Source organism: Shewanella saliphila (genome assembly GCF_014648295.1).
Lineage (GTDB): Bacteria > Pseudomonadota > Gammaproteobacteria > Enterobacterales > Shewanellaceae > Shewanella > Shewanella saliphila.
This window is the reverse complement of the sequence record NZ_BMQV01000012.1, coordinates 15,369-33,852: the sequence shown is the minus strand read 5'-3', so window position 1 is coordinate 33,852 and position 18,484 is coordinate 15,369. Positions and strand designations below refer to the sequence as shown.

The window sequence follows — 18,484 nt, the reverse complement described above, 5'->3', positions numbered from 1 at the left end:
TGCAAATATGCGTAATAAAGGGTGTTGTTAACATGGCGACATATGTTGTGCTTGGCGGAAATCGCTATATTAACTCAATATTGAGGAGCTTAATTTAGCCTAAGCCTGTTTGTATTGAGTGTTTAACCAGTGTAACAATATAACATTAACTTAGATTGTGTATTAAAAATACTATGTTTTTCAATGTCTAGCTTGTAAAAAACTGAGTTATCGTCCACAGTTAACCTCTGTGATTTTAACCTAATGATAAACATGACCAAAATTGCTAGTTATAAAAATGCGCTTAAATTGGGTATTGGAGTATTCGCTTTTGGCTTAGTCATTAGTGCTGGTGTTGCCTTAGGGGTACAAAATAAAAATGATAATTTTATTACCAAAACCCTGAATGATGTCAGTGAACAAGTCTCATCTAATATTACTAATCGTCTGCAACTCTACCAATATGGCTTACGCAGTGCCCGTGGGATTATCTTCACCGAAGGTGAGGAGGGGATTTCGCGTGAAAAGTTTATCAAATACAGCCAAACCCGCGATTTAGATAATGAGTTTCCTGGGGCCAGAGGGTTTGGTTTTATTCGACGCGTTACCGCATCCAAAGAGCTCGTTTTTTTAGCACAAGCTAAGGCGGATGATTGGCCAAGTTTTAATATTAGACAGATAAATGCACATGATGATGAACGCTATGTTATTCAATATATCGAGCCTGTAGAGCGCAATTATTCAGCAGTGGGTTTGGATATTGCTTCAGAACAAAATCGTAAAAATGCGGCTAAAGAGGCATATTTAAGCGGTGAAGTTAGGCTCACAGGCCCCATTACTTTAGTGCAAGCGACTGGGAGTCCTTTGCAGGCTTTTTTAGTGTTAATGCCAATTTATCGCAGTGGTTATACGCCGCCAACCGTTCAATTAAGAGAAGCTAACGCATTTGGCTGGAGTTATGCTCCTTTAGTCGCCAACGAAGTTTTTGACGAACTGCCTTTGTCGCGTGATTCGACAAAGTTAATCATTAAAGATATTACTCATTTTGATGAGCATGTCGCTTTTTACGAGACACACTTAGATGATGCGAGTCAATTATCAAAGTATAGTGTTACCGTTGAGCGAGAAGTTTTTGGGCGTAAGTGGCAAATTACGCTTGCTGCTTACCCTAATTTTGTTAGCGGTTTACAGCTAACATCACCTAATATCGTGTTTTCTTACGGGCTGATTTTTAGCTTATTATTAGGGGCTTTTATTGGTTATTACGCTTATACCGCAGGCAAAAGGAAAATCACATTAGCTGACAATGAGCGACGTGCCAATATTGTAGAGCACTCACTTGATGCGATTATTAGCTATGATTGTGATGGGGTGATTACAGGATGGAACCAGGGTGCTGAAACCATATTTGGTTATACTCAAGCTGAGGTTCTTGGCTTAAAAAAGCAAGCGTTTATTACCCCTGACGATAGCATTGACGCTGAACAGGCGTTATTTGATAAAGTGTTAGCTGGTGAGTCGTTGCTTAATTATATTGGCTCTCATAAGCGTAAAGGTGATGTGTTGTTATCAACTACCATGACGTCTTTAGCGATTTATAATGAATACGGAGTGATTGTAGGCGTTAGTCAAACTATCCGTGATATTACAGCACAGCAAAATGCTGAAAAACAAATTTTAAGCTTAAATGCCAATCTAGAACGTAAAGTCAGTGAGCGAACCCAGGCGCTGGCGCAAGCCTTATCTGAAAACAAAACGCTACTCGATAATATTAATCAACAATTACTGTATTCTGAAACCGATAAAGATGGGGTGATTTTAGCGGTAAACGACTATTTTTGTATTGCTTCTGGCTATTCTCGTGAGCACATGATTGGCCATAAACATTCCATTATTAAGTCTGATCTGCACGATGATGCTTTTTGGGAGCAGATGTGGTTAACCATCACAGCGGGCCAAACCTGGCATAATGAAGTGTGTAATTTTGATAAACAAGGTCAACCCATTTGGTTTGATACGGTTATTGCACCGATAATGAACGCTGAAGGTGAATTAGAACGTTGTATTGCTCTTAGGATCGACATTACTGCTCGTAAACAAGCTCAAATTGAAAATCATAAATTAACCTCATTATTAACAAATGTACTGGATGCTGCATCTGAAATAGCCATCATTTCAACAGACAATAATGGCATTATCACTATTTTCAACCGGGGTGCAGAGTTATTGCTTGGCTACAGTGCAGCAGAAATTGTCGGTAAAGTTAGTCCTGCCATTTTACACTCACCCGCTGAAATCCGTGCAAGAGCTGAAGAGTTAAGCGAAGAGTTTGGTGAAGAAATTAGTTCATTTGATGTGTTTGTTTATAAAGCAAGAAATGTTGGCCCAGAAACCCGCAATTGGACTTATATTCGTAAGGATTTCTCGCAGTGTCAGGTGTCTATTTCAGTTTCGGCTATGCGCAATGAGGATGGCGAGTTAGTCGGTTATTTAGGTGTCGCAGTAAATATCGACACCATGCTTAAGCAGCAAGAAGAATTAGTTTCAGCCAGTAACCAGTTGGTTAAGGCTGCTGAAGTTGCTGAGCTTGGGATCTGGGATTTTGACGTCATCAATGATGAGTTGCAATGGAATGACCGTATGTTTGCTATGTACGATTATCCAATGTCGCTAAAAGAGCTGGGCTTACATTACCGCCATTGGCGAGAGCGGGTGCACCCTGATGATATCAAAATGGCAGAGTCGGCTTTGCAGCAAGCCATGAACACTCACACAACCTATGAGCCCACATTTAGAATTGTGACTCGTAGCAATGACATTCGCTATATTCAAGCGGGTGCGCAGGTGAGTTACGATAAAACTGGCCAGGCAATTCGTGTAGTGGGGATAAACCGTGATGTCACTGAGCAACGTGAGCTAGAGCAGACTTTACGTTTAGCCAAAAAGGCTGCTGATGCCGCCAGTGCTGCCAAATCTGAATTTTTAGCCAATATGAGTCATGAGATCCGCACCCCAATGAATGCGGTACTCGGTATGCTGCAACTGGTGCAATACTCAGAGTTAACTGGGCAACAACATGATTATGTCAGCAAAGCAGAAATCGCTGCTAAGTCACTGCTAGGTTTATTAAATGATATTTTAGATTTTTCTAAAATTGATGCAGGTAAGCTAGAGCTTGATTTGCATTCATTCCAGTTAGAAACCTTAATGCGCGAATTAGCCGTGATGCTCGCGACGAATGTGCATAATAAAAATATCGAAGTTATTTTTGACCTAGACCCTGCTATTCCTTATCTCATCGAAGGTGATGAACAACGCTTGCGCCAGGTGTTACTCAACCTTGCCGGTAATGCGATAAAATTTACCCCTGAAGGTCACGTCATAGTGAGTGTGCTTTGTCATGAAGTTAAACAAAATCAAGTCAGCTTAACGGTATCGATAGCTGACACGGGTATTGGGATCAGTGAAGAGCAAAGCCGTAAAATTTTTCAAGGATTTATGCAAGCGGAGTCGTCCACCTCGAGGCGCTTTGGCGGTACAGGATTAGGGTTAGCCATCACGAAAAGATTAGTGGATTTAATGGGCTCTGAATTGCAATTATCCAGCCAGGTGGACCAGGGAAGCCGTTTTTGGTTTGAACTGACTCTCGACATTGTAGAGATGAACAATACGTTGCTTAATATTGATTTACAGGGAAAAAATATCCTGATTGTTGATGACAGTAAAATGAGTCGTAAAATTATCTCCAAAACGTTAGTTGCCCATGGCGCGTACGTAAATGAAGCAGGAAACAGCAAGCAAGCTATTAATTTGATAGAGCAAAGCATTAATGCGACCCATCACTATGATGTGATTATTATGGATTGGCGTATGCCGGGGATGAATGGCCTCGATACTACGCAGCATATCCAACAAATGTTTGATGAAGGTGATGCGCCTGCCATCATCATGCTTACTGCGTATGGTTCTGAAGTGTTGCAACAAACTAAACAATTTAACCAGCAACCGTTTGTGAGTATGTTATCAAAACCTGTTACCGCGAATTTAATGCTTGAGGCAGTTCACCAAGCCATAAATGGAGAGCATACACCGTTTGGGCCTCATACCATTGAACATTTAGCATTAGAGGCGGTTAGAGTACTGGTTGTTGAAGATAACCAATTAAATCGCCAAGTTATTGATGAATTATTACGCTTGCAAGGTGCAGTGGTGACATTAGCAACAGGTGGCGTAGAAGGGGTTGAGTGGGTCACACAGTCTGATAAATCTTTTGATATAGTGATTATGGATATGCAAATGCCTGACATGGATGGTTTAGAAGCAACACGGCTTATCCGCGCTGATGGCCGTTTTGCTGATTTACCGATTTTAGCCATGACAGCTAATGCTTCTGTAGCGGATAAAGCGTTATGTATCGAAGCTGGGATGAATGAACATATCGGTAAACCTATCGACATGACATTATTATTACCTTGCATGTTGGGTCTATTGGGCCGCGAATCAAAAACATTACAATTTGCAGAACAGGCGTTATTGCCTGACAGCCAAAGTGACAGCGATGATGTACTCGAAAATCCTGAGTCGATATTACGTCGTTTTGGCGGTGAACTCGCCTTTTTTATTGATTTGAAACATCATTTTGCAATCGAAATGTCTGAACAATTAGCGTTACTCACTCAAGCTTTTGAGCGAGGTGATAACGATGCCATTAATATTATTGCTCATACGATAAAAGGCACTGCAAGCAATATCGGTGCAAAAAGACTTGCTGCTTTTGCAGAACAATTAGAGCGTTCGGTCAAAAATGCTGATAGTGTTAATGTGAGTGACTATTTAAGTCAAATGCAGGGGCAAATAAACGATAGTTTGCATATGTTAGATACCTTGTTTCCTGATGAAGTCATTTCGACAAACGAAGTGAATAAATCTCAATATTTGCCGATAGAGAGTATTGAAGCTGATAAAAAGGCTAAACTGATGGCATTATTAGTAGAACAGAACCTTGATGCAATTGACTATCTTGAAAACATGCTTGTCAATGTTGCTGCGGATAAACAGTGGTTAAGGTTAAGCAAGCAAGTCAGTCAATTGGAGTTTTTAGACGCTATTGATACCTTAACGTCGATTATGAAGGAGTAATGCGTGTTCATTGATGAGTATGTTTTGGGGGCTTCCCCTGAGAAATGTAAGATTTTGCTTGTTGATGATCAGGTCGTCAACATCAAAATACTGCATCAACTATTACAAGATGATTATGATATTTACATGGCTCGTGATGGTCATCAAGCCATAGATATGTGTAACAAAGTGAAGCCTGATCTGGTGTTATTAGACATTGAAATGCCAATCTTAAATGGTTTTGATGTGTGCGCTCATTTAAAAAATGATCCGAACACTCAAGACATTGCTGTGATTTTTATTTCAGGTCACTTTGATGAAGATAAAGAGGTTAAAGGTTTTAAGCTTGGTGCGGTTGATTTTATTCACAAACCAATAAACCCTGTTATTACCAAAGCGCGAGTTAAAAATCAGATTAAGTTGAAGTCACAGTCTGATTTATTACGCTCAATAGCCTTATTAGATGGCTTAACTGGTGTTGCTAATCGTCGGAATTTTGAACAGGCATTACCCGTCTCATGGCTACAATGTTGCCGCGAGCAACAACCCTTAACGATGATTTTATTAGATATTGATTTCTTTAAGTCATTTAATGATACCTACGGCCATACCGAAGGTGATGCTTGCTTACGGCAGGTGGCACAAAAAATTCATGATACGGTTAACCGCCCTTACGATTTAGTTGCTCGCTATGGCGGTGAAGAGTTTGTGTGTATTTTGCCTAATACCGATTTGATTGGTGGGACTTATGTGGCTCAACAAATTGTCGACAGTATTGTTTCACTCAAAATAGCTCACGAAAGCTCACAAGTATCGAGTTATGTCACCATCAGCGCTGGTGTTGCAACCATAGTGCCTACTCGTGACGTGTCGGCTAACATCCTTATTGAAGCTGCAGACAAACAACTTTATTTAGCTAAGAACCGTGGCAGAAACAGAGTGCTAGGTGCAGAGGTTATGACAGCAGAGCTCGCCACTGTTTAGAGAGTTAAACAGGGCAATATAATGCCCTGTTGATCAAAATTTCTGACGGTAGCCTAGCGTATAGGCAATATCTGCACTGTTATCCATGTTTTCAAAGTTTTCAACCAGAGTGAATTCAATTGCACTGGTGTTTAAGTAGTAACGGTAGCCGAGCAAAGCTTCATGAGACGCATCTGAGAAATTTTCATCCCAGCTTACCAATCCTGCATATCTGTGTATTTCTGCTAACCAACCGTGGCGTCCACTGCGATATTCATAGCCAATCGCAATCGTGGTGAAACGGTCGTCATAACTATTGGTTGATATCGACTCGGTGTCTTCAATAAAGCTAACTCCCAAGCTTGAGTTCACATGATGTGGGCCATTTTTGTAGCTGTAGTTTATTTGAATGCTTTGCGCAAACGAATCTTCAGCAAATGGGCCACTGTCAACCGCTTTTAAATATAGGCTAGCACCGATTGATAACCCATGATGCTCACTTTGTAGAAGTTGGTAACCTAAGTATGCCGTTATGGCGTTCTCGAGGGTTTCACCGCTTAAATCGTCAATGTGAATGTCATACTCATCGGAATGAATTTGGTTTTGATGCTTGGCTTGATCTTGACGACCATTTTGGTCAAATCCAAACGCGTCATGAAACCACATTGTGAGCGAGTCTAAATGATTATCAGCACTAAATCCCCATCGATAATTAACATCTAACATTAACGCATCTGACATCTGCCACTTTATGCCACCCGTGACAGTATTTTGATAGTAATCGGCCAGAAGTACTTCTGACTCAGACCAAATACTGGCAATGTTGGCCGTGATATACCATTCTTTCTGGCCATTGGGTAATGAGAATCCTGAGCGCAACAGCGGGGTGTGGTTTATTGATTGCATAGGGGATTGAGCATAAACCCTTAATGGGCCGTAATCGTCAAAGTCGACCATCTGAGCTTGAACCGCAGGAACGACTGCTAATCCTGAAAGTGTAACTAACAAATTGGCTTTTATTGACATCATCTCTCTCATTTTGTTTCGTGAAATCTTGTTCAGTTTTAACACTATTATTGATTAAGTGAAGTTACATTGTGACGGGTTAAAGTCATCAAAATTGAATGGCACATTATGATTGCGCACAATATAAATTTGAACGTTTAAAAATGAACTAAATATTCCGATTAATTATATCAAGCATTAACTCAATCACATAATTGCTGATGTTAATTTGTTCGATGGATCTAATTATATCGTATGTAAATATCACTTAGATAATGTAAATTATTGATTGTGGGTTAAAAACAAGCTATAAGTTTTGTCATCTGCACAGTTCTTTTGCGCTCACTTTCATTATTGATACTGTGACGATTTGAAATGGAAGAAATACTTATAAATGGAATTTATAATGGATTATATTATCCGGTACTTTTGTGGCGTCTTTGCTGTTAGCTCAAATGCTGATGGTCTTACCTCTGAGCTTAAACCTCAACATCTTGTGATAAATAGGTGGTTGGTTCGGTCTGTTACTCTTAATAGTCGGCTCGTGTTTACTAAAGCTAACATTGTCTGTGTACATCACAGATTAACGGAGTAGTGATGGACTTTATTTTGTTGTTAGGCTTGCTGGTAATCGTCATACCTCTGCAAATGCTGCTTGATATTATTATTGAAAATAACACTGATTTTGAATATAAAAGCGGTGATTACGTGTTGGCGTTTATCCCGTTATTGACGTTTTTTTATCCTGAACATTACCTCTACAGCTTTATCTCACTGGCCTTTATTGTGCTCTATGGTATTTCATTACGATTTTACGCCTCATTTAATGATTGGCTTGCATTTGATCAAGACCGTTTGGCGGGGTTATGCCTGAGTGGGTTAGGATTAGGAGCGCTGTTTATGGTCGCTAAATTTAGTTATCAATTTTTGATATAGTCAAATAGCTGAAGCAACTTACGTTTTTTTGAGCAGGTTGCTATGCCTGAGCAACTATTTTTTGATGAAGGTTACTCCATTGCTCTGGGAATTTACCGTCTAGCATATAAACAAATGCAATTAACTCAGCAATGAGTAAATAAAGTTCTTTGGGGATTTCTTCGCCAAGCTCGAGTAACTGTAAAAACTCGCTTAAATGTGGATCTTGATGAATGTGAATGCCCGCACTTTTGGCGATGGCAATGATTTCATCTGCGACTAAATCCTTACCTGTGGCGGTAATCTTTGGCGCACTAATGCCGTCGAAGCTGAGTGCGACTGCTTGTTGTGTTTTTTTCGATTCATCATTCATGGTTTATGCCCTCGTTTTAACCAGATAATGGTCGCCAGGTAATAATGTGGCAGGAATGTGGGTTAACTGCGAGCTAAACGTCCCAGGGGTCAGGCCTATTTGGCTAATTTTTGTTGCCAGTGCGCCATTAAATTTATCGACTCTTTCGAGTAGAGATTGGCTGTTGCCTTTAAATTGGATATCTAACTTATCTGCTTTCTTATGAGCACAAATAAGCAATGAACCTTGTGCTAGATTAAATTTTAACTGTAATTTCCAGCCGCCTTTCTCTTGGTCTTGCTCGTTGTCTTGTTCAAACTTGCCTTCAAACTGTTCATCACGCTGATTTATTGAATAAGGTAATGCAAAATACCAGGTCATCGCTTGATTTTGATCTGTGCTCGCTTGTTGGTACATTGCAATACTGTTGGCAAGTTGAGCCATTGAGTCAGCGCCACCGAGTTTATCAAGCGCACCAAGTAAGCCGGAGGTTCCGGTTAATTTTGCTAAGGTTCGCTGCTGTAATTGAGCTAAATGATCTTGTAATTTTGCACTGATGCTTGAGCTGTTTGATTGGGCTTTCACGCCAAGTAACAGTTGAAATAATGTTGTGATGGCTCCGCCAGAATAAAGTGGAGAGCTTGCAGAGTTTGAAGGCAGAATAGATTGAGCAAGGTTTAAACTGGCAAGGCTGTGGAGTTCATGGTTCAGTAATTTGGGATCGCTTAATGCACTTAATGGATGCGGGCTCATTTGCGGTAAATGTTTTAATAATTCAGTGGCCAAGCTATTAGGCAGTTGTAAATTTTGCTGTTGTTTTATTGGCATTGCTCCCGCTTTAGATAAAGCTTTATTGAGCACTTCTATTGGCTGGGGATCTTTGTTTACTGTTTGCTTAGATTGAGCAGCATCATTAGTGACTGCGATATTTACCTGGGTAGCATTGCTCTGAGTTGCTTGAGTTGCTTGAGTTGCTTGAGTTGCTTGAGTTGCTTGAGCGTTCGGAGCTGTTTGTGTCGTTTGAGTGTTCTGAGCTGTTTGTGTTGCCTGAGCGGCTGATGTTGCCTGAGCGGCTGATGTTGCTTGAGTATTCTGCGTCGCAGGCGTACTTGCTGATGATATGGAAGCACTTGTAAGACTTGCTGTTAACTGTTGTCCCGGTACTTTTTGAGTCTGATGACTAACATCTGTTGGTGCTAGATGTTGACCACCTTGCCGTCCCTCTGGCTTTATCGCTGATGTTTGCTGCGAGCTTTGTTGTGCATTGCCACTGTTCGTTTTTATGCCAGTGCTTGTTGATGTCACAGCGGTTGTCGATAAATTAACGGGTATTTCTTTTACTGCACTGACACCAGTATTACCATTACCAATGCTTAGCCCTATCTCAGGGCGACGGCCTAATCCGTTAGCAATATTACTCGTGCTGTTAGTGCTTGAACTCGCGATGTTACGACTGACTTGTTGAGCCGAAATAACGACATCGTTTGTACTTGTACTGCCTGTTGCAGGCTTACTTTGATTGATACTGTTTTGATTAATGGTGTTTTGATTTATGCCACTTTGATTAACAGGCGTTTTTGGGCTATTAGTGCTCGGCAACGGGGTCGCTTCAAGTTTTTTTATAAATTGACTGAGGATTTGTGCCGGCTCATTTTTGGTTAAAACAACATTGTTAGACTGTAAATCAGGCATAGCAGCTGCTTGTTTGACTAAGTCTACATTAACTTTTGCTACAACAGGTGTCAGTGCGAGCTGTAACTGCTGCTGATTAACAACCACTTTAGCAAGGTATTGGCCTTCACTCAGGGAGACCGTTTGAGGCAGCTTAATGCTTGGGCCATCGGTAAAGGTTAATAGTCCTTGAGATACCTGTGCCGTCGGTAGTGTGTAGCCTTGTGGCCGCGAGGCCAATGATGTGAGCTGTTGAGTTGACACCCCATTTTGTTGGGCAAGTTCTGTTAACGATGTCGGTAACGTTAAGTTAATACTCTGCGCTAATAACACCAGTTGCGTTGAAATGACACTAACCGTTGGCTGGTTTACTGTCACTACGGGGGCAAACTGTTGCGGCGTGTTGGTGGGTTGAGCCGTATTCGTTCCTTGAGTTAAGGCTAGATTAGCAGCTTTAGTTACCGCTTTTGCTTGTTCGCTGGTCATCACTACTTGAGCGGTTTGTTGTAATAATTTTTGTAATTCAGCGGTCTTTGTCAGTTGATACTGTTGATTTTGAATGGTGATATCAAGATCTGTCGATACCGTAGTTTGTGGTTGTTGTAGTTTTACGGGTAATAACACAGCAGCAAGATCTGACGTTGCTTTTGGGGTTGCTGTGCTTGCCGCGGTTGCATGCTTTTGTTGAATATCAGGCGACACTTGTTGACCCGCATTCGCCGCTTTTTGCGTTGCAGAGCTGGGTGTGGTTGTTGCTGTGTTTGTCGGTGGCACCGCCATATAAATCCTATTAAGCGAACATTTTGCACAATAATCAAACCGATTAACCTAACACTGAATTTATTTTCATTTACAAATTTTTGATTGATATTGTCAACAGTCTAAGTATCCTTAGCGCTCTTGTTGCCTTTTATTGGGGCAATTGAATTCATGTCGTATGAATCATTGCTGGTAATAAGACAAAGCTAACCCGCTATTGAGAACAAACAACAAGGCTACACCTTGCTTTAGCCGGTTAAATTATATCGACTTGAACAGAAATTGCTTTAATAAAAAGACAAAATTAGCAGTTTATTGAGCAGGCCCTTTTGTCATTTTTAAGAGAGTGTTATGAAGTATAAATGGATATTACTTCAGGCGTTTGTTGTGTTAGGTATGCCAGTGTATGCCCAAGATGATGCGCCTCAAGTTACCCAAGAATCATCGCCCGCAATTGAAATCACTTATAACGATCCTCGAGATCCGTTTGAGGGATTTAACCGCACTATGTGGGATTTCAACTATTTGTATGTTGATCAATATATTTTAAGACCCGTTGCTCACGGCTATAAAGATTATGTGCCACGCCCAATTAAAACGGGCATTAATAATTTTGTATATAACCTAGAAGAGCCTAGCGCACTTATTAACAATACCTTGCAAGGTAAGTGGATGTGGGCTGCCAATGCGGGTGGCCGTTTTACGGTTAACACCACGATTGGTTTGCTCGGTGTTATTGATGTGGCCGATATGATGGGAATGAACCGTAAACAAGACGCCTTTAATGAAGTGTTAGGGTATTACGGCGTTCCGAATGGTCCGTATTTTATGGCACCGTTTTATGGCCCTTTTGTGACAAGAGAAATCGCATCAGACTGGGTGGATAGTCTATACTTTCCTTTATCCGAGTTAACTTTTTGGCAATCGGTATTGAAATGGGGCCTTAAAGGCTTGCACTCACGTGCTGAAGCAATTGACCAAGAAAGGTTATTAGACAATGCTCTCGATCCATACGCATTTGTAAAAGACGCATATTTACAGCATATGGATTACAAAGTGTATGATGGCGACATGCCTGTTAATCAAGAAAGCGATGAGTTACTTGACGAATACCTTGATGAGCTAGATTAGCCGGGGCTATACAACCCCGGCAGACACTTCTGCGGGGTTGTAGTATGGCGTTAACTGATGTCGAAATCCTTTTTGTTGAAGATGATCCTATATTTCGTCATGTCGTTGCAGATTTTTTGCAAGGGCAGGGAGCTAAAGTCCACCTCGCTCATGACGGTAAAGAGGGTATCGCACTTTTTTCTCAAACAACGTTTGATATTGTTATTGCTGACTTAGGTTTACCTGGGCTCGGTGGTTTGCCCATGCTGAGGCAAATGCAAGATATCAATCCCGCCGTGCCCTCTATTGTGATTTCTGCTAATGATGTTATGGCCGATGTTGTCGAAGCATTACGGATTGGTGCTAGCGATTATTTAACCAAACCTGTTGCCGATCTGTTCATTATTGAACAAGCCATCATTCAAGCGATGTTAACCGCAGCGACACCAATGAATGCCAGTAGCCAAACTCATTTGCACGAAATGAATGAACTGTCTTACCTGGAGTTAACCGATAACCTGCATCTACTTGAACAAAATGCTCAAGCCGCTAAGAGTGTACAGCAACAACTTTTCCCCGCGTCTCACATCCTTTATCCCAGGGCTGTTATTGATTACAGCTTATTTAAAAACAATGATGTCAGTGCCTATTTTATTGATTCAACCATGGTAGGCGACAGTCATTTAGTCATGTATATGGCGCATTTTCATCCTGAAGATAACAGCGCAGCATTTGGCTGTGTATTGCTTAAAAGTTTCATCAATCAAAAGCTTAAGCTATTTCGTAACGGTTTGAGCACCACACTAATTGAACCTGATAACATGCTGGGCTATTTAAATAAGCGTATGGTGAGGTCGGGTTTACATATTCTCACAGATATCATCTATGTTTGTGTTGATTTGCAACAGTACACTGTGTCTGTGGGTCAGGCAGGCAATGGCTTACGGTGTTACTTACGCCATGATAATCATTTAATGCCGTTAGTGTTACCTAGTGCCTTGCAATTGGGCGATGTGAATTGGCATCAAGCTGGCGTGCAAAGACGAACATTGTTGATGGATGAAAAACTGTGCATTGGTACGTATCATCAACAACATAAACAACAGTTACTGGAAAACCGTTTTACCGGGCTGGTTTATCAAACCGATATTAATGCGGGTGGCTTTATGCAGTTGTCTTGTCACTAGTGAAATGACCGGATAAAAAAATCCCCTCACAAGTTAACTTGGAGGGGATTTTTATTGGTGATGATATGTTGCTAAGTCATCACTTTATCGTCGATTTTATTAACGCTTAATTGCTTCATGTTCAGCGGTAACAGCAATCTCTTCTTCTAGTGCTTGCTCTTCAGTGTCATGCTTGCTTTCAGCGCCATGCATCCAGTCAACCAATTTATCTGACATTAAGTACAAGATAATCGCAGAGATAGTCGCGGTAATCGCGATACCGGCAAAGATAGCCATTGCGTTTGCTAATTGTTCTTCAACTGCGCCGCCATGGCCAATTAATGAACCTACTAAACCACCAATTTTGTTTGCTGCTGCAATGAATAGGAACCAAGCACCCATCATTAATGAAGCAATACGCAGTGGAGCAAGCTTAGTCACCATTGATAAACCAATAGGTGATAAACATAGCTCACCCATGGTGTGGAAGAAGTAAGCTCCCACTAACCACCACATGCTTGACTTAACAGAAGCGTCGCCGCCCATTTCTAGTACAGCACCCATCATGAATAAAAAGCCAACAGCTAATAGGAATAAACCTAAAGCAAACTTAATTGGCGAGTTAGGTTCATTTTTACCTAATTTAATCCAAATTGAGGCAATGACTGGTGCGAATACAACAATGAAAATAGCATTCAGTGATTGGAAGTAAGTTGTTGGTACTTCCCATGAGCCAATCATGCGGTCTGTGAAGTTGTTGGTGAACAAGTTCATTAAACCACCGGCTTGCTCAAAACCAGCCCAGAAGATAATGGTAAATAAACCCATAACCATAATGACTTTAATACGGTCACGTTCAACTTTAGTTAACGGCTCTTTACGAGTATTGCCTTCAGCAGCATTTTTACTTTGCTCTAATTTGGCTGCCGGAACAGTACCGATATCACCAAGTAGTTTTTGGGCAAAGAAGAATTGAATGATTAATGAAATGATCATACCAACACCAGCACAGAAGAAGCCTGCTTGCCAGTTGTTGATAAATACGCTTTGTCCATCAATCACAACTTCGTGACCGAATGAAGTATAAGCCCAGGCAACAATAAAGCCTGAAAGCGCTGCACCAATGTTGATACCCATGTAGAAAATGGTAAATGCACCGTCGCGGCGATGATCGCCCGCAGGGTATAAATCACCAACCATAGTAGAGATGTTTGGTTTAAATAGACCGTTACCTAAGATTAAGGTACCTAAACCAATATAAAACATGGTGGTTTCTAAACCAGGCATCCAACTATGTGGAGCGGCTAAGGCAAATTGACCCGCGGCCATTAAGAAGCCACCGATATAAATCGCTTTACGTTGACCTAAAACGTTATCTGCTAACCATCCACCAATAAGTGGGGTTAAATAAACAAGACCCGTAAATGTACCGTATAAAGATAATGCATCAGCTTCAGTCCAGCCTAAGCCGCCTCCAGCTTGGTCACTTTGCACTTTATCGACTAAATAAAGTACCAAGATTGCACGCATAGCGTAGTAACTAAAACGTTCCCATAATTCCGTTGTAAACAGTAAGAACAGCCCTTTAGGGTGTCCAAACATCGTTCCTTGTGGTTTTGCTTCACTCATTAAGTCTTCCACCTTAAGCTTGTGATTGCCTGTGCGAAAATGTCGACACAGAAATAGTTTGTTTGCATTTAATCGTCTAGCCGTGCCATTAAAACTCCCTCTTAATAAAAGAGAATAATTAAAGAAAAACACCGTTTAGCGACTTTATTGGTTATTTTTTATAAGAAATAATGTCATTTTGATGCTAAAAGCTGACCAAACACCAAAAAGCTAACCTTATATACCCTTTTAGGGGCGTTAAAGTCAATGTTAATGGGGGGAACAGAGAGGTTGTGCGTGTTAGAAATTGTTTCAGGGTAAAAAATAAAAACACTTGCTTGTTAATGACTTGTACAAAATTAAAACAATTAAGTCACGTGTGTAAGTGCGGTTTTTACGTTTATGGCCGATAATCTTATGATGTTTTATGGCGTTGACATTACACTTACTTTGCAAGGTGTTGATTATTAAGTATTGTCTTTTAATTCCAGCGAGAAACCGTTAATATACGCCTTATTAACATATCTCGATGCTATGTCGAAGGGGGCTTTGATGATAATTGTTCGAACTTTGACATTGATCTTGTTTTGCTGTTTTATCACCAGCGCATTAGCTTGGGTTGATAGCGACTTTGATGGTGTGCCTGATAAAAAGGATGCCTGCAAAGATACGCCTGCCAATACCGTGGTTATGGCTAACGGCTGTATTGATACTGACATTATTATCGTTGATGAAGACGCAGAAGATGACGACGAGTTTGACGAAGCAGAACTCGGCGCCACCATTACCAATAATGCAGCGTTAATTGCCGAACAGTGCCGTCAACAACCCGATGTGAATGTCGCGGTAGATTGTTTTGGATCAATTCTTCAACCCGTCTATTTTGATTTCGATAAATCCAATGTATTACTGACCCAGCGCCCAACGTTAGTTAGGGTGCAGCAATATATCGAACTGCATCCTCAAGTGAGCATTCGTTTAGAAGGGCATACAGATAACATAGGCAGTGATGCGGTTAACATGACGTTATCGCTAAAAAGAGCTGAAGCAATAAAACAATTATTAATTAATGATTATCAGTTTCTACCAACATCCATTGAGGTTGTTGGTATGAGTAACAAAAAACCGGCAGCGGATAACGCCACAGTAGAAGGGCGTCAGCGCAATCGGAGAGTTGAGTTCATCATTTCGGCAGAATAATTCTGCTTATTTAAGGGAGAGAAAAATGGAACACCTAGAAGGTTTAGACGGACTAATAGAGAAAGCACCAGAGTTCTTTATGACATATGGTCTAAAAGCGTTAGCAGCAATTGTAATCTTTATTATTGGTAAATATCTTGCTGGAGTTGCAAAACGTTTAACCATTAAAGTGTTAAATAACCGTAAGGTTGATGCAACGGTTGTGTCTTTTGTGGCTAACTTATCGTGGGCATTAGTATTTATATTTACCATTATTGCCACATTGGGTCAGGTTGGTGTACAAACCGCGTCACTTGTTGCCGTTATCGGTGCTGCAGGTTTAGCTGTTGGTTTAGCATTACAAGGTTCTTTATCGAACTTTGCGTCAGGCGTGTTGATGGTGTTATTCCGTCCATGTCGTGTTGGCGACTTTATTGAAGCTGCAGGTACTGCCGGTGTAGTTGATGAAATTACTATTTTCTCAACACGTTTACGTACAGGCGATAACAAAATCATTATCGCGCCAAACTCAGCCATCATGAACGGTACAATTACTAACTATTCTGCATTAGAAAAGCGTCGTATCGATTTAACGATTGGTGTGTCTTACACAGCTGATATAGCGACAACCAAGAAAGTGATTGCTGATGTCTTAGATAACCACTCATTAGTAATGAAAGATCCTGGTTACACAATTGGTTTAGCTGAACTTGCTGATTCATCTATTAACTTTGTGGTTCGTCCTTGGGTTAGCACGGGTGACTACTGGCCAGTTCGCTTTGAATTGCTTGAGCAAATCAAAAATGCACTCGATGCAGCTGAAATCGAAATTCCATTTCCACAAATGGATTTACATGTAAAAGAAGTTCCAGCAAAATAATTTGCGGGCGCTATGTTTACTAACAAAAAAAACCAGCAATTGCTGGTTTTTTTATCAGGAGTTTTTATGAAACTAATTTCTCGTTTAGCTATAACGGCAGTATTATCCACTTTTGTGATGGGATCGTTGGCCTTTGCTGGTGATAAAACCATGATTACAATGGGCGGAACTCCCGTTGCTCTTGAAGGAAAAATACCGAGTATAAATAGCCCTGCGCCATTGTTTAAAGTTGTTGATGAAAAATTTAACCCAGTGAGTTTAAGCGATTTTAAAGGCAAGACAGTGCTGATTAGTGCCGTACCGAGTTTAGATACTGGTGTGTGTGCATTACAAACCAAACGTTTTAATAAAGAGTTTGCCAATTTTGGCGCAGATGTCGTGATGCTAACCGTAAGTGAAGACTTACCTTTTGCTCAAAAACGTTTTTGCCAAACTGAAAATGTAGACAAAATTAAAGTCCTGTCTGATTCTGTATGGCGCGATTTTGGTGAAAAATACGGTTTATTGATTAAAGACCGTGGTTTATTAGCGCGATCGATTTTTATTATTGATGCGCAAGGCATATTAAAATATCACGAACTGGTTGCTGAAGTGAGTGAACACCCTAATTATGACGCAGCATTAACCGCACTTGTAGACATTGCCGCGGGTCAATAATGTTTTCGTCGGCCCAATATTAGCCTTTGATAGAATAGAGTAATCCATGATTGATTTTCGAAGTGATACCGTCACTAAACCGACTCAAGCGATGCGTGCTGCAATGGCACAAGCTGAAGTGGGCGATGATGTATACGGTGACGACCCCACGGTTAACAGCTTGCAAGAGATGGCCGCAGACATGTTTGGCTTTGATGGTGCATTATTTGTCAGCTCTGGTACTCAAGCTAATTTACTTGCCTTAATGGCTCACTGTGAAAGAGGTGACGAGTATCTCTGTGGTCAGCAAGCACATAATTATAAATTTGAAGGTGGCGGTGCTGCCGTTTTAGGCAGTATTCAGCCTCAACCTCTTAATAACCAAGCTGATGGCAGTATTTTACTCACTGACATAGAAGCGGCAATTAAGCCTGATGATGTGCACTTTGCTCGCACTCGATTATTGAGCTTAGAAAACACCATCGGCGGTAAAGTGCTGCCCCAGGACTACTTGGCAGCGGCACAGAGCTTGGCTTTTAATCGAGGCCTTAAAATACACCTTGATGGCGCACGAGTGGCTAACGCAGCGGTTGCTCAAGGCATTAATATGAGCGACATTACCCAGTATTTTGACTCTGTATCTATTTGCTTGTCAAAAGGGTTATGTGCGCCGATAGGCTCGATTTTACTGGGTGATGAGCGGTTAATCGCTAAGGCGACTCGCTGGCGTAAAATGCTCGGTGGCGGCATGCGTCAAGCGGGTATTATTGCTGCGGCGGCAAAATTAGCCCTGACAGATCAAGTGGAGCGTTTAGCCGAAGATCACTATAACGCTAAGCTTTTAGCGCAAATGTTAGTAGAAATACCAGAACTTACGGTAGATATGAGTTTAGTGCAAACCAACATGGTGTTTGCCACCTTGTCTGAACATATTAACCCACAATCGCTGGCACGAACGCTTGTGAATAAAGGCATATTGCTGAGCCCGAGCCATCAATTACGCTTAGTGACTCATAATGATATTAGCACCCCAGACATTAGTACTTTTGTTACTGCATTGAAGCAAGCTATTCGCTAGCTAAGTAAAGTGAATATGATTTAAGCAATACACAGTCGGTAACCCGGTCTGTGTATTTTTTTGGT

At 41.0% G+C, this 18,484-nt stretch carries 13 protein-coding genes; 9 read left to right on the top strand and 4 right to left on the bottom strand.

All coding sequences use genetic code 11. The annotated features are described in order from the left end of the window. The first annotated feature begins 252 nt into the window (after positions 1–252). Positions 253–5,118: a PAS domain S-box protein gene (locus IEY48_RS07900; protein ID WP_229786362.1), complete on the top strand. Its 4,866-nt coding sequence runs from the start codon at positions 253–255 to the stop codon at positions 5,116–5,118. 3 nt (positions 5,119–5,121) lie between these two features. Continuing rightward, positions 5,122–6,081, top strand: coding sequence for a diguanylate cyclase (locus tag IEY48_RS07895; protein ID WP_188919033.1), 960 nt, complete (start codon positions 5,122–5,124; stop codon positions 6,079–6,081). Between the two features lie 33 nt (positions 6,082–6,114). Here the strand turns inward: IEY48_RS07895 and IEY48_RS07890 are convergent, their stop codons facing one another. Next, a complete protein-coding gene (locus tag IEY48_RS07890; protein ID WP_229786361.1) occupies positions 6,115–7,089 on the bottom strand; it encodes a DUF3187 family protein in 975 nt (324 codons plus the stop codon). Positions 7,090–7,662: 573 nt separating this feature from the next. Between IEY48_RS07890 and IEY48_RS07885 the strand changes: the two genes are divergently transcribed. Next, on the top strand, positions 7,663–8,001 hold the full coding sequence (locus IEY48_RS07885; RefSeq protein WP_188919031.1) for a hypothetical protein: 339 nt from the start codon (positions 7,663–7,665) through the stop codon (positions 7,999–8,001). A 40-nt stretch (positions 8,002–8,041) separates the two neighbouring features. On the opposite strand, the gene IEY48_RS07880 is transcribed toward IEY48_RS07885, so the two are convergent. Both IEY48_RS07880 and IEY48_RS07875 read right to left on the bottom strand, forming a co-directional pair. Then, positions 8,042–8,353 carry an EscU/YscU/HrcU family type III secretion system export apparatus switch protein gene (locus IEY48_RS07880; RefSeq protein WP_188919029.1) on the bottom strand — a complete coding sequence of 104 codons (312 nt, stop codon included), beginning with the start codon at positions 8,351–8,353 and terminating at the stop codon, positions 8,042–8,044. Positions 8,354–8,356: 3 nt separating this feature from the next. Continuing rightward, positions 8,357–10,783, bottom strand: a complete 2,427-nt coding sequence (locus IEY48_RS07875) for a hypothetical protein (RefSeq protein WP_188919027.1) — start codon at positions 10,781–10,783, stop codon at positions 8,357–8,359. Positions 10,784–11,113: 330 nt separating this feature from the next. Between IEY48_RS07875 and IEY48_RS07870 the strand changes: the two genes are divergently transcribed. After that, positions 11,114–11,893, top strand: a complete 780-nt coding sequence (locus IEY48_RS07870) for an MlaA family lipoprotein (protein ID WP_188919025.1) — start codon at positions 11,114–11,116, stop codon at positions 11,891–11,893. Between the two features lie 44 nt (positions 11,894–11,937). Next, positions 11,938–13,059, top strand: a complete 1,122-nt coding sequence (locus tag IEY48_RS07865) for a response regulator (protein WP_188919023.1) — start codon at positions 11,938–11,940, stop codon at positions 13,057–13,059. A gap of 99 nt (positions 13,060–13,158) precedes the next feature. On the opposite strand, the gene IEY48_RS07860 is transcribed toward IEY48_RS07865, so the two are convergent. Continuing rightward, entirely contained in the window at positions 13,159–14,667 is a 1,509-nt protein-coding gene (locus IEY48_RS07860; RefSeq protein ID WP_188919021.1) for a peptide MFS transporter, read from the bottom strand. Between the two features lie 531 nt (positions 14,668–15,198). Between IEY48_RS07860 and IEY48_RS07855 the strand changes: the two genes are divergently transcribed. The 4 genes from IEY48_RS07855 to ltaE all read left to right on the top strand — a co-directional run bounded on the left by IEY48_RS07855 (position 15,199) and on the right by ltaE (position 18,419). Next, entirely contained in the window at positions 15,199–15,846 is a 648-nt protein-coding gene (locus IEY48_RS07855) for an OmpA family protein (protein WP_188919019.1), read from the top strand. Between the two features lie 25 nt (positions 15,847–15,871). Further along, positions 15,872–16,705, top strand: coding sequence for a mechanosensitive ion channel family protein (locus IEY48_RS07850; RefSeq protein ID WP_188919005.1), 834 nt, complete (start codon positions 15,872–15,874; stop codon positions 16,703–16,705). Between the two features lie 66 nt (positions 16,706–16,771). Beyond that, positions 16,772–17,362, top strand: a complete 591-nt coding sequence (tpx, locus tag IEY48_RS07845) for a thiol peroxidase (RefSeq protein WP_188919002.1) — start codon at positions 16,772–16,774, stop codon at positions 17,360–17,362. Between the two features lie 46 nt (positions 17,363–17,408). Beyond that, on the top strand, positions 17,409–18,419 hold the full coding sequence (ltaE, locus tag IEY48_RS07840) for a low-specificity L-threonine aldolase (protein ID WP_188919000.1): 1,011 nt from the start codon (positions 17,409–17,411) through the stop codon (positions 18,417–18,419). Positions 18,420–18,484 lie beyond the last annotated feature (65 nt).

What these genes read in the sequence shown, in the direction of transcription:
- IEY48_RS07870 (WP_188919025.1), top strand. Translation starts at nt 11,114, where the DNA reads ATGAAGTATAAATGGATATTACTTCAGGCGTTTGTTGTGTTAGGTATG.
- IEY48_RS07865 (WP_188919023.1), top strand. Translation starts at nt 11,938, where the DNA reads ATGGCGTTAACTGATGTCGAAATCCTTTTTGTTGAAGATGATCCTATA.
- IEY48_RS07855 (WP_188919019.1), top strand. Translation starts at nt 15,199, where the DNA reads ATGATAATTGTTCGAACTTTGACATTGATCTTGTTTTGCTGTTTTATC.
- IEY48_RS07850 (WP_188919005.1), top strand. Translation starts at nt 15,872, where the DNA reads ATGGAACACCTAGAAGGTTTAGACGGACTAATAGAGAAAGCACCAGAG.
- IEY48_RS07900 (WP_229786362.1), top strand. Translation starts at nt 253, where the DNA reads ATGACCAAAATTGCTAGTTATAAAAATGCGCTTAAATTGGGTATTGGA.
- IEY48_RS07875 (WP_188919027.1), bottom strand. Translation starts at nt 10,783, where the DNA reads ATGGCGGTGCCACCGACAAACACAGCAACAACCACACCCAGCTCTGCA.
- ltaE (WP_188919000.1), top strand. Translation starts at nt 17,409, where the DNA reads ATGATTGATTTTCGAAGTGATACCGTCACTAAACCGACTCAAGCGATG.
- IEY48_RS07890 (WP_229786361.1), bottom strand. Translation starts at nt 7,089, where the DNA reads ATGATGTCAATAAAAGCCAATTTGTTAGTTACACTTTCAGGATTAGCA.
- tpx (WP_188919002.1), top strand. Translation starts at nt 16,772, where the DNA reads ATGAAACTAATTTCTCGTTTAGCTATAACGGCAGTATTATCCACTTTT.
- IEY48_RS07860 (WP_188919021.1), bottom strand. Translation starts at nt 14,667, where the DNA reads ATGAGTGAAGCAAAACCACAAGGAACGATGTTTGGACACCCTAAAGGG.
- IEY48_RS07880 (WP_188919029.1), bottom strand. Translation starts at nt 8,353, where the DNA reads ATGAATGATGAATCGAAAAAAACACAACAAGCAGTCGCACTCAGCTTC.
- IEY48_RS07885 (WP_188919031.1), top strand. Translation starts at nt 7,663, where the DNA reads ATGGACTTTATTTTGTTGTTAGGCTTGCTGGTAATCGTCATACCTCTG.